The organism is Microbacterium sp., assembly GCF_052099035.1.
Taxonomy (GTDB): Bacteria; Actinomycetota; Actinomycetes; order Actinomycetales; family Microbacteriaceae; genus Microbacterium.
Map to the genome: position 1 here is coordinate 1 of NZ_JBQDSX010000026.1, position 12,144 is coordinate 12,144.

Sequence of the window (12,144 nt, forward strand, 5' to 3'; positions counted from 1 at the left end):
CGACACCCCGGACCGCACCCACACTTTGACGGTCTTCCACCCGAGCAGCTTGATCGCCGCCAACCGTCTCGCTCCGCAGATGAGGTTCCCATCCAGGGTGATCGTGATCGGTTGCAACAGGCCGTTGCGGCGGATCGACTCGACCATCGGTGCCAGGTCGCCATAGTCCTGCCGATGCCGACGTCCGACGCCGATGGAGTCCACCGCCCGCTCCAACTCGATGTGCCCATCCTGCGGGGAGCTCATGGCTCCTCGCTCCCGTTATCGGGAGCGGCAAGGCCCGCGGTCAGCACGAGGTCGTCGTCACGCCACAGCGCCCGCAACGGCTCCCCGATCAGCAGCCGCACCAACATCCCGCGACCGGCGTTGGTATGCGCGAGGGCGGGGTCGGGATTGCCGAGCACGACCCGCAACAGGGCCGTCCAAGAGGTGCCGGGCAGGTCCAGGAGGGCGCGGGCTTGCCGGTCGCGGCGCAGGACCTCGAAAGCCGACGCCCGCGACACGGACTCGGCAAGCCGCCCGGTGATGTACTCCACCCCAGCCCGCGCGGTCTCCGGCGCCCAACCGACGCGGCTGAGGAACGCGATCGTGTCCTCCACCGTCGAACCCACGTTCATCGTCCGCTCCAGCAGCAAATCCTCGTCCTCGCCGCCGTCGTCGGGGTCGTCATCGGCGAAAGGGTCGACGTGAAACGCGGGGTGATAGTCGGGCAGCGGGTTCTCCCGGTCGCTGAAACGCTCCGCGTCATGGAACACCGAATACCTTGGCCGGCGCGCCTGGTGCACGGAGCACAGCAGGCCGTTGCCTCGCTCCTCACCGATGCAGGTCACCTGCACCGCACGAGTCACCACCGCCCACGGATCATCCGCACGGCGAGTGGCGGCTCCCCGCATCGCCTCGAACGCTGCGCTGGCGGCCTCCCACGGGTCCAGGCCGTGCTTGCGGGCCAGGGCGGCGTACTTGTCGGCGGCGTGCCGCATCAGCGCGGCAGCCTCCGGGTCGTTCCGCCACGCACCCTTACCGGCCTCATGGAGTCTGTTGAGGAGGGCGCGCAGCGCCTCCGAGTCCTCGAAACGATCCCGCGCCACGTTGCGGGTGCTTGCCTGTGTCATTCCGGCACCTCCTGAACAGCAGGTGCGCACGCATCCCCCAGCCGCGGCGCTCGCAGGTACAGGAGGGACGCGCATGGCCTACGTCACCCCAGCCCGATCCCGGACCGCGACACCCACGAGTGCCGTTCCCTGCCTCCGCGGCCGAACGCGGTCACCGGCGGCAGCTTCCGCGCCCGCTCGCTCACAACCCGCACACCCGAACGCGCGACCCCGCGAGTGCCCCGGTATGCCTGAGCGGGTGCCCGGCGGGCGCGGCGGGCAAGTTCGGCTTGGAAGTCGATGCCTTGCCCGGCGACCCTGCCCATCCGCGAGGCCAGCAGATCGGACGGCCGCACCCACTCCACCCCCGGCCGACGCTTTTCCGTCTCCGCCGCATCAGCCGTCTTCTTGTTGGTCGCGGAGGGGTCGCCGTGGCGGGCCAGCTCGGACACTTCCCCCTCCCCGGCACCGTGTGCCTCGTCCGGCAGTTCGGAATCCTCCCGACGTCGTGCGGGGTGCTTCCGGAGCTGGGCGGTGCGCTGTTCGTCGTCATTCACGGTGTCTCCTCCGTATCGGGATCGGTCAGGGCGGGGCGGGCGAACCACCGTCCGACCGTGGACGGGTGCACACCGAGGTGGCGGGCGATCTGCTTGTTCGACCAGCCCTCCTCCTCCCGCAGCAGCACCGCCTCCTCACGGCCCGCCGGGATCAGTGGCGGAGCGCCCGTCGCTGTCTCCTCGCCTGACTCGCGTGACGGCTCGGGTGCGGGGAGGGGGCGGGTGAGTATGACGGTGAGGTGGGTGATCGCCAGCAGCACCAGCGGCGGCACCGCCGCCACCGACGCCGCCAGCACGCTCGGTACGTCCGCGTCCGCAGCGACGACGGCGTGGATCGCGTTCGCGGTCACCGACACCACCGCACCAGCGGCCAGCAGCGCCCACGGATACCAGGCCGAGCGTTGCCCGGCCAAAGCGACGACGGCGACGGTGGAGACCACGATGATGCCATCCACGATCAGCGGCCACGCCCACGCCTGCCCCGCGTCCACCCCCGAGCGGCGGGCAAGATCGGCCAGCGCTGTGAACGAGAGCCAGAACGCGCCCGCGGCGATGAACACGGTCCCGGCCACCGCGGTTGCCACCGCGACCCGGCCACCGCGCGTTCTCGTCGCCGGGGTCATCACAGCCCCCGCCCCCTCGGTGACGAGCCAGTGGTGGAGTGACGGCCGAACCACCTCGACTCAGACGACTCACCCCGCACCGGCGGCGCCTCGCGGCGGGCAGGCTCGGGGCGGACGGTGCGGTAGGCGGAGCGGACGGTCGCGGCAATCTCTCGCGGCCCGAAGTCCGACTTCGCCGCCGCCAGTACCGCATCGAGAGCATCAGCCATCGGGACGCCGCCCTCCGCGAGACGGCAGGACGCCCAGAAAAGTTTGAGGTTGCGGTCGGTGTCCTGCCTGTCCAGCCAGCGCGCCAACCGCTCGGCATCCTCCCGCCCCACCGGCTGCCAGGTGTCGGGGCGAGGACGGGGCTCGGGGCGGGGGTCGAGGAAGTCCCGCAACCGCCCGGCATCCAGGGTTCTCGCGGGACCGGTACTGACCTCCTCGACTCGGTAGAGGGCCATGGTGCCCTCGATCGTCCGGGCTGAGGGCGGGACGATGATGTAGCCGCCGTCACCACGGAAATCGACCCCGGCCCGTCCCGCCTGCCACGACCGCTGCTCGGTCCCCGGCGTCGCCGGATAGTAGGCATGCATCCCGCCCGTGGGCGTGCGCACCAACAGCTCCCACCCACCGGTCAACCCCGCCGCGGTAGCGCGGTCGAAGCTGGCCCGCCCATCGACGGGGCCGTGCACATCGACATCGACCACTAGAAGCCCGGACGCTCGGCCGGTCGGCACGCCGATGTTCGCGGCCGGCCACCGCCGCCACCACGCCCGGATCTGTGCCGGGTCGCTGCTCGCGTCGTGGAAGCCACGGCGCGTGAGCGGCCGCTTCTCGCCCGGCACGCACGGGAACACCGGCATCCCGGCTTGTGCGAAGCGTGCGGCGGCCGCAGCCGGCGGGAGGTCGGCGACCTGGGCGAACAGTTCAGCGGCCTTCATCACAGGCTCCTCACCGCGGCCTCCGCCGTGCGAGACGACCGAGGCGGATCCACTGCTGGCGTTGCCGTGGTGCGTTCTGCTCTTGGGGTACGTTCGGCACGCGCGGGGTCGCGGGTGAGGCCGGGCGGGTCGCCGTCGCCGATCTGCGCGGTGGGGAGGGCGTCAAGGATCGCTCTGGCGGTCTTGCGGACGCGCTCGCCGGTGGCCTGCACCACCTCGGCCGGGTCCTTGTCCGTGACGGTGCCGGCCCAGCCGGAGACGTAAGGGATCGTGTAGGCGGCGGTATCCATGCCATGCGCGGCGCCGATCATCAACGCCACCGACTCCGCCTCCACCTCACCGACCCCGCGGTGCCCCGTCGCTTCGGGGTTGTCGGGGCCGTGCAGCTTCACATGCGCGAGCTCGTGGGCGAGCGTCTTCACCTGCGCGGCGTCGTCCATGTTGGTCCGCACCGCGACCGTCCGGTTGGTGTAGTCGGTCAGCCCGTTCGCGCCGTGGATCATGCCCCCGTGCTCGACCCGCAGCGCCGCGAACCCCTCCGCCTCCACCAGCGCCGCCAGCCCATCCCAGAGGCCTTCGGGCGCTTCGCCTTCCAGCAGCACCGGGGACGGGCGCTCGGGGATCGGCGGTCCCGCCGTCATCGAGATGTCCCACACTCGTACCGGGATCGAGCGGACCATCTTCGAGCGGACCGCCTCGCCGGCTTTCGGCTTCTCGTACTTGTCCAGCCGACGCCACGACCCGGGGTTCTGCGGCGTCGAAGACGCGAAGCGAGCCATCAGGGGCGCGAAAATCTGCATGGAGCCGCCAGCCAACGGTGAGCGCCCCAACGCCTTCCACTGCTTGTAGCCAGCCACGAAGGTCGGTTCCGGCGCGCTCGTCCGGCCCGCCTCATAGGCGTCGAGGTGTTGCGCCCAGATCAGCAACGTGTTGTTGAACGACTTGGCGCGAAAACGGGCAGCGAACTCGAGCGCACGCTTCCAGTCGTCCCCGGAGACCAGCGCCTCAACCGCGCCCGTCAGCCGCTCATGCAAGGCATCGAGCTGCGCATCCCGCGCGGCTCGTGCCTCCTCGCCCGTCGCCATGCTGGCCTCCTCTCGGCGAGCCGCCCGCACATGACGGGTAGCCCTTGCGACCATGAGGTGCGCCGGGAGGATCGGACGAGAAGCGACGGACGACGGACGACGGAAACGAGGGTGCGACCGTCAGGCTCGACCATGAACCCGACGTGTCCGTACCGGCCTAGCAGCCGAGAACCCGCCAGAGCCAGCGATCGGGACAGGTACGACCTTCGGGACGCCGTATATGCGTCGATCGACGCCGCGCGGTCGTCACGAGATAGCGCGCACGCATTGTCCGTTCAGGCACAGCACGCAGGGTGCTTCCCCGGCGCAGGCGGGGGCGGGTTGGCGGCGGAACCGGGTCGGGGACACTCCGAATCGTCGCCGGAACCAAGCGGCGGCCACCCGCCGGTCTGCCCACCCGACCTGGCGAGCGGCGGCATCTACCGGCAGGGCGGCCTCCTCGATCAGCCGAGCAAACTCCGTGGTGCGCGCCTCGATCAGCCACCGCATCGGAGGGATGCCGTACCCCTCGGAGAAGCGACGGGTGAGCTGCGACTTCGACAGCGCCACCGCCTGCGCCAGCTCGCCCACAGTCCACGCCCGCGACAAGTCCTCGCGCAGCAGCGCCGCTGCGCGCTCCGCTTCCGGCACCACGGGCGCATCTGAAAGACGGCTCACCACCCGCGAGGTAATCGGGATCGGCGCGCATGGGTCGGTGAGCAGAGCCGGGATGGTCAGCTCGACCGCCCGCGCGAACAGGGCCATGAGCCCCGCGGCCGCATCAGGGCCGCCTCGGTGCGGCAGGACGCTCATGCGCCGCCAGAGCGGTTCCAGCCGCGCCAGCATCTCACCGCCGGGGCGGAAGAACAGGGCATGCCCGTCCCACTCGGCGGGGTGAAGCCCCGGCAGCACTCGCTCCGGTTCCGCTGGCAGCGCCCACAGCATGTGCCGCACCATGAACTCCTGATCCAGATAGATCGTCCACGTCCGCACTTCTGGTGACGGCACCGCCTCGCACCACACCCCGCGACCGAGCACCATCACGTCCCCGGCAGTCAGCGTCCGCTCACCGGCCGGGGTACGGATTCGGGAGCGGCCGGCCACGACGTGCACGATCTTCGCGTGCGCGAACGCCACCGGCACCACGGGGCGGGTGCGTATCGCTTCGATCACCGCCAGCGGCCCCAGCAACGGCGCCAGATCCCGCAGCGGCCCGTGATAGTCACCGACTGTCACCGGTTGGCCGTTCTTGACACCGGGCAGGCGATCCTTCCACCCCCGGAGCGCATCGTCGCTTCTCCGGGTCGCTGTCGGCGGATCATTCCGTTCCGTCCGCCCTGCCGCGTCCCTGCTCCCATGTCTTCCAGAACTGTGCGTATCTCCCGCCCGCCGTCATGAGCTCGGCATGGGTCCCGGTCTCCGTGATCCGGCCGTGGTCCATCACGACGATCTGGTCGCAGACGGCGGCTTGCGAGAGCCGGTGGGCGATGACGAGCCCGGTCCGGCCGGTCAGCGCGGCATCCGCGGCCCGGTCGAGGATGCCGGCATGGCTGGAGCCGGCTTCGGCGGTGGCCTCATCAAGGATCGCCAGCTCGGGATCGGCCAGCACGAGCCGAGCAAGTGCGACCTGCTGGGCCTGGGCGGCGGTCAACTCCTGACCGCCCGTTCCCAGCGCGGTGTTCAGCCCCTCGGGCAGCAGGTCCAGCAAGCCCGATGCCCCGGTGGCCTCCAGCGCCGCCCGCACGTCCTCATCGCCGGCGTCGGGTGCGGCGAGGGTGAGGTTCTCGCGCAGCGTCCCGGCGAAGGTATGTACTTCTTGGGTGATGACGGCGGTGCGCTGAGGCCGGGCGACCGTTCCCTCCTGGGCGTGGTGGATGCCGGCGATCACCGCGGCGAGAGTGCTCTTACCTGCCCCGGACGAACCGACGACAGCGACTCGCTGGCCGAGGTCGATGGTGAGGGTCACGTCGTCCAGCGCCGGTGGAGCACCTGCGTCGTACCGGTGGGTGACACTCTCAACCCGGACGGCTGCGGGAAAGTTGTGCGGCGAGGCGTCCGGCGCCGAAGCATGAACGGGGGTAGGGATGGTGATGACGCCGACCATGCGTGCCAGGGAGGCGAGCACGGATTGGAGGATGTCGACGGTGATCAGGAGCTGATTGATCGGTCCGAACAGGCGCAGGAACAGCAGCATCGCAGCCGTCGCAGCCCCCACCGTGGAGAGTCCCGCGTCGATGAGCCAGAACCCCACGAGCAGGATCGCGGCCATGCCGAGGTATTCGGCCAGATTGAGCCGGCCGAAGAACATGTTCTGCACCGTCCGCGCCCGCAACGAGTGCACGACGACCTTCCACGACGCGTCCAGCACCCGGTGGTGGCGGTGCTCGGTGAGACCGAAGCCGACGATGGTGGCGTAGCCGCGCTGGGATTCCAGGAGCTGCTGCGCCCGCCCGCTCATCGCGGCACGCTCGGCACGGTACACCCGCGGTCCGGTGCGCAAGTACCAGCGCACAGTGACCACGTACACGGGCAGCACGATCGCCAACGCCAACGCGTACCACGGGTCCAAGGTGGCCATCCCCGCGAAGGTAACCAGGATGGTGAACGCGACCGTGGTGAAGGCAGGGATGAGCTGGGGTGCGGCGTCGGCAACCTGCGCCACGTCATCGCTGGAACGCGACACCAGATCACCGGTGCCCGCGTGCTCCACGACGCCCTGCGGCAGACTCATCGCCTGCTCCACAAGTCGTTCGCGCAGCTCGGCGAGCATCGCATGGTAGCTGCGCGCGGTAAGCACGATGGTCACCGCCGCCCCGGCCGCCCCGGCGAGGGCGGCCGCGACCATCACGGCGAGAACCCAGACGACGGTCCCGGCGTCGGCTGTGCCGTCCTGCACCCCGTCCACGAGATACCCGATGGCTACGGGAGCGACCAGCCCCGCCGTAGCGCTGAGGATGCCGAACAGCGCGGCGGCTCCAAGTTTGAGGCGATGCCCGCGGCTCATCCGCCACACCATCCTCCCGGTCTGCCTCCCATCGGCGACCGGCAGGCCGGCGCCGAGAGCACTTGTGGTGTCGATCACGATGCGTCTTCTCTCGCTTCGCCGCGGTCGCGCAGGTCGACAATCCGGTCGCAGACGCTCAGCAGGGCCGGGGAGGAGGTGATCAGGATCGTGGAGCGGCCGTGGCGCATATCGTGCAGCCGGGCGGCGATGGTCTGCTCGGTGACCGAGTCCACGGCCGTTGTGGGATCGTGCAGCACCAGCACCGGTGCATCCGTTGCGAGGGCGCGCGCTAGCGCGAGGCGTTGCCGCTGCCCACCGGAGAACCGGCCTCCCCCCTCCCCGACCTCGGCATCGACACCGCCCGCCGTGACGATGAAGTCCTCGCACACCGCTGCCCGCAACGCCGCTTCGCGCAACCGGGCCGGCGCGCCCGGGAGTGCGAGGTTGTCGGCGATCGTGCCACTGAACAACGTCGCGTGATGAGGCGCCACCACTACCACCGGCCGGTAGGCACCGTGGGGAATCCTCCGGCCGGGGATGCTGCCGACGCTCACCCGCACCGCGCCGTCCGCGTGCGGACCCAGCAGGGCGGCGGCGAGACCAGCGGCGGTGCGATCATCGGCGACGAACCCGACCAGCTCGCCGGGCTTGACCCGCACCGCGTCGTCGGAGCCGATCGCCAGCTCCACGATCGGTACGCCTGTCGCTGTGGTGGGTACGTCCGTGCGTGGCAGGTCTGACGGGGAGGCGGGGTCGAGGGTGTCGAGGATTCGGCCGCTGGACGCGATCGCGCTAGCCCACGCGGGCACCGCGTTCATCGCGAGCATCCGCATCGGCATCAACAGCGCCTGGGCAAGCCCGACCGCAGCGATCAACCCGCCGATACTGAGATACCCGGTCACGGCGAACCATCCGGCCAAGGCAGCGACGCCGGCCACGAAAACGCCGCTGATCGCGGTGCTGACGGTGATGAACCTGCCCAGCAGACCCACGTTGCGGTACGCCCCGGCAAGAGTCTGCCGGCTCGCGTCCCGGTAGCGGCGCGCCGCCTCCGCTTCGGCCCCGATGCCCTTGACCACCCGGTACCCGGCGACCAGATCGGTCGCCCGTCCCACCGTTGTCGCCAGCAGCGTCTGATACGCCCGGCTGTCGCGCGAGAACCGCCCGCTGAGCAACCCCATTACCCACACGACAACGGGAGCCCCGGCGAGCACGGCCACGCCCAGCGGCCAGTGAATGACTAGCAGCGAGACGGCGATGAACACGATCCCGGCGAACTCGCCGACCGGGAACACCGTCAGGCCTACCGCAGCGAGCCGGGTCACGTCGTTGGTCATCAGCGACACCACTCCGCCATCCGGCGCCCGTGCCGCCGCCCCGTCGCGGTGGAGCACCGCACGGGATAACGTGGCGCGCAACCGATGCTGCACTGCCTCGGTCGCCCGCGCAGTGAGCTGCGCGGCGAAACGGAACGCCAGCGACAGCATCACGAACACCGCTGCGAGCACGACTAGCCACAGCACGAGCTGCCTGGTGTCGCCTGTGGCAAGCGCCCGATCGATCGCGAGCCCCATCACCACCGGCACCAGCGCCTCGCCGACCTGCCACAGCACCGCCAGCACCGCCGCCGGCACCGTGAACCGCTTCACCGAGAAGATCACCACCAGCAGGAATCGGGCCGGGCTCATCCGCTCCGTCACCGCGAACGGCACGACGGTGGGCGGGTCCGGCGGCGCCTGCCAGAACACCGGCAGCCACCGGGACAGCCACCCGCGCCCCAACTCCGCAGGATCGGCGCCGGGCGATGCGATCATGTGCGCTCCGGGCGGCGGTCCCGCCCGAGGGGCACCACCTGCGGGGTGCCCGCCACCGGGTCTGGGACGACCAGGCACCGTAGCCCGAATACTTCTTCCACCAGCTCCACAGTCACAATCTCCTCGGGGGTGCCCTCCGCGACGATGGCGCCGTCCTTCATCGCGATCAGATGCGTCCCGAAGCGCGCGGCATGGTTGAGGTCGTGCAGCACGGCGACCAGAGTGTGGCCGGCGTGGTGCAGGTCGGTGAACAGTTCCAGCAGTTCGATCTGGTGCGTGATGTCCAGGAACGTCGTGGGTTCGTCCAACAGCAGGATGTCGGTGTGCTGGGCCAGCGCCATCGCCACCCATACCCGCTGCCGTTGCCCGCCCGAGAGCTCATCGACCAGCCGGCCCGACAACTCGGTGACCGCCGCGGCGTCCATCGCCCTCAACACGGCGTGTTCATCGTCGTCCGTCCATTGCCGAATGAATCCCTGATAGGGATACCGGCCGCGGGCTACGAGGTCGGCGACGGTAATCCCGTCCGGGGCGATCGAGGTCTGTGGCAGCAGCCCGACCTTGCGGGCCACCTCCTTGGTCTTATATGTCTGGATGTCCGCGCCGTCCAGGATCACCTTCCCGGTCGACGGCTTGAGCAGCCGGGACAGCCCGCGCAACAGCGTGGACTTGCCGCACGCGTTCGGTCCGACGATCACCGTGAACGACCTATCGGGGATCGACACCGACAAATGTTCGCTGATGACACGCTTGTCGTAACCGATCGTCGCAGCATCCACATGCAACCGAGCAGACCCGGCGGGAGTGAACGGAGCAGGGTTGGCCTCGGGTGAGGTGGACGTCGGGGTCATGGTCACGGGGTTGTTCCTTCAACGAGATTGAGGTCAGACGGCACGGCGGCGCACCTCGCGGATGATGAGCCAAACCAAGTAGGCCCCGCCGACAACCACGGTGACCACCCCGACCGGTAGGGAGACGGGCAGCAGGTGCTGAGCGATCACGTCCGCAGCGGCGAGCACGAGCGCGCCCATGAACGCCGCCGGAACCACAGTCACCCCCGGCGTGCGGGCGATACGGCGGGCGATCTGCGGGGCGGCGAGCGCAATGAACGAGATCGGTCCCGCCGCCGCGGTCACGACCGCGACAAGTGCGACGCCGAGGACCATGATGCCCAAACGCACTGGTTCGGCTCGTGTGCCGGTGGCCTTGGCGGCGTCGTCACCCAGTTGGAGCTGCTGTAACCCGGGAGCGAGGGCAGCGATGCTGGCCAGCAGGAGGATGATGATCGCGCCGCCGTAAGATACCTGCTCCCAGTTCGTGCCGTTGAGCGAGCCCGCCCCCCACACTGCCGCGCTCATCGCGGTTTCGATGTCTGCGGTGAGCATCAGCCAGGTGTTGAAGGACCCCAACACCGCCGAGACGGCGATGCCGACGATGATGAGCCGGAACCCCTGAACCCCGCGCCGCCATGCCAGCACATAGACCAGCGCCGCGGTGGCGATGCCGCCCAGGATCGCGCCGCCCGCCAACTGCAAGTACGACCCGTGGATGAGGATGATCACAATCAGGGCGCCGGTGTAGGAGCCGGTGGAGAATCCGATGATGTCGGGTGAAGCGAGCGGGTTGCGGGTGAGGGATTGGAACACCGCCCCCGAGGCGCCCAACGCCGCGCCGAACACGACGGCGGCGACCGCACGGGGAGCCCGCCACTCCACCACCACGGTGCGGGCGAATCCCGCCTCTGGGTCACCGGTCAACGCCCGCCACACCTGGGTGAGGGTGAGCGGGTAGTCCCCGAGGATCAGAGCCCACACGGTGACCGCGATCGTCAGGACAGCGAGGATCGAGCATACGATCGCGGTCCGGGTCCGCCACCGCACCGCAACCGGCCCACGGCGCACCACGATCGTGCGATGACCGAAATCCACCCGCGGCGGGCGAGGAGTGGGCGTGTCCCGCGTATCGACACCTGTCATAGTCCGCTCGCCTTCTTCCGTCGCACCAGCACGATCAGCACCGGTGCGCCGACGAACGCGGTGACGATGCCGACCGGGAATTCACCGGGCCGGATCACGACCCGTCCGACGATGTCGGCGGCGAGCAGCAGAGACGGGGCGAGGAGGATCGTGTAGGCGAGAATCCAGCGTTGATCGGGGCCGACGATCCAGCGGGCGATGTGGGGGACCATGAGCCCGACGAAGCCGATCGGACCGGCAATCGCGGTGGCGCCGCCGGCCAGGAGGGTGACGGCGATGATCACGAGGATGCGAGTGCGCGTGATGTTCGCACCGAGGGACCGCGCCAGGTCGTCGCCGAGCGCGATCGCGTTGAGCGAGGATACTGCGACGATGGCGAGCAGCACACCGATAATGAGAAACGGCAACACCGGGAACAGGATGTTCCAGCCGCGGCCGACGAGGCTGCCCGCGTTCCAGTTACGCATCTGATCGAACGCTTGCGGATCGAGCAGCACCATCGCGGTCACGATCCCGCCGAGCACTGCACCGAGCGCTACCCCGGCCAAGGTGAGCTGCACCGGGTCCGCGCCACCGCGCCCCGCCGAGCCGATCACGTACACGGCGACAGTGACCACAAGCGCACCTGCGAACGCGAACCACATGTACCCGCTCACCGAGGTAACCCCGAACACTGCGACACCGAGGGCGACGAAGAATGATGCGCCAGCGTTGACGCCGAGGATGCCGGGATCGGCCAGCGGGTTGCGGGTCAGCGCCTGGATAAGCGCCCCCGCCACCCCTAGCGCGACTCCGATTGCGAGCCCCACGACGGTGCGGGGGATGCGCATGTCCCAGACGACATACGCATCTCCCTCCCCGCTCGGCCGAAGGAGCGACTCGACCACAGTGCTCAATGGAATGTCCTTCGAGCCCACCGCGATGCTTAGCAAGAGCATGACGACCAGCACGGTCGCAGAGAGCAGGGCTCCCAGCAGTCGACGCTTGTGCGAGGAAGCGGACCCAGGTTCGCTTCCGGCTCTCTCAGTCACATCTGCGCGAGTTGTCATGGGCGCTCAGGTCTCACATTTGCTCTCGGACATGTGAACGGAT

Annotated in this window: 12 protein-coding genes; all 12 read right to left on the bottom strand. The window is 69.6% G+C overall.

Translation table 11 applies throughout. The annotated features are described in order from the left end of the window. Positions 1-246 (bottom strand): ParB N-terminal domain-containing protein (locus ACTIAO_RS09740; RefSeq protein ID WP_441906094.1); only part of this gene is annotated, 246 nt, incomplete at its 3' end. Continuing rightward, positions 243-1,112 (bottom strand): hypothetical protein, encoded by an 870-nt coding sequence (locus ACTIAO_RS09745; protein ID WP_441906095.1) that lies wholly within the window; start codon positions 1,110-1,112, stop codon positions 243-245. The genes ACTIAO_RS09740 and ACTIAO_RS09745, both read right to left, overlap by 4 nt. Positions 1,113-1,195: 83 nt before the next feature. After that, positions 1,196-1,648 carry a hypothetical protein gene (locus tag ACTIAO_RS09750; RefSeq protein WP_441906096.1) on the bottom strand — a complete coding sequence of 151 codons (453 nt, stop codon included), beginning with the start codon at positions 1,646-1,648 and terminating at the stop codon, positions 1,196-1,198. Then, positions 1,645-2,271, bottom strand: coding sequence for a DUF2637 domain-containing protein (locus tag ACTIAO_RS09755; protein WP_441906097.1), 627 nt, complete (start codon positions 2,269-2,271; stop codon positions 1,645-1,647). The genes ACTIAO_RS09750 and ACTIAO_RS09755 overlap by 4 nt, the downstream gene beginning before the upstream one ends. Then, positions 2,271-3,194 carry a bifunctional DNA primase/polymerase gene (locus tag ACTIAO_RS09760; RefSeq protein WP_441906098.1) on the bottom strand — a complete coding sequence of 308 codons (924 nt, stop codon included), beginning with the start codon at positions 3,192-3,194 and terminating at the stop codon, positions 2,271-2,273. Before ACTIAO_RS09760 ends, ACTIAO_RS09755 begins: the two co-directional genes overlap by 1 nt. After that, on the bottom strand, positions 3,194-4,279 hold the full coding sequence (locus tag ACTIAO_RS09765) for an ImmA/IrrE family metallo-endopeptidase (protein WP_441906099.1): 1,086 nt from the start codon (positions 4,277-4,279) through the stop codon (positions 3,194-3,196). Before ACTIAO_RS09765 ends, ACTIAO_RS09760 begins: the two co-directional genes overlap by 1 nt. Before the next feature lie 246 nt (positions 4,280-4,525). Next, a complete protein-coding gene (locus ACTIAO_RS09770; RefSeq protein ID WP_441906100.1) occupies positions 4,526-5,494 on the bottom strand; it encodes a helix-turn-helix domain-containing protein in 969 nt (322 codons plus the stop codon). Positions 5,495-5,576: 82 nt separating this feature from the next. Then, positions 5,577-7,340, bottom strand: a complete 1,764-nt coding sequence (locus tag ACTIAO_RS09775; RefSeq protein WP_441906101.1) for an ABC transporter ATP-binding protein — start codon at positions 7,338-7,340, stop codon at positions 5,577-5,579. Next, positions 7,337-9,076, bottom strand: coding sequence for an ABC transporter transmembrane domain-containing protein (locus ACTIAO_RS09780; protein ID WP_441906102.1), 1,740 nt, complete (start codon positions 9,074-9,076; stop codon positions 7,337-7,339). Before ACTIAO_RS09780 ends, ACTIAO_RS09775 begins: the two co-directional genes overlap by 4 nt. Then, the gene (locus tag ACTIAO_RS09785; protein ID WP_441906127.1) at positions 9,073-9,927 is read right to left on the bottom strand and encodes an ABC transporter ATP-binding protein; all 855 of its coding nucleotides are present in this window, start codon (positions 9,925-9,927) and stop codon (positions 9,073-9,075) included. The genes ACTIAO_RS09780 and ACTIAO_RS09785 overlap by 4 nt, the downstream gene beginning before the upstream one ends. A gap of 33 nt (positions 9,928-9,960) precedes the next feature. Beyond that, positions 9,961-11,052: a FecCD family ABC transporter permease gene (locus tag ACTIAO_RS09790; RefSeq protein ID WP_441906103.1), complete on the bottom strand. Its 1,092-nt coding sequence runs from the start codon at positions 11,050-11,052 to the stop codon at positions 9,961-9,963. Further along, positions 11,049-12,101, bottom strand: coding sequence for an iron chelate uptake ABC transporter family permease subunit (locus tag ACTIAO_RS09795; protein WP_441906104.1), 1,053 nt, complete (start codon positions 12,099-12,101; stop codon positions 11,049-11,051). The genes ACTIAO_RS09790 and ACTIAO_RS09795 overlap by 4 nt, the downstream gene beginning before the upstream one ends. Between the last annotated feature and the right edge of the window lie 43 nt (positions 12,102-12,144).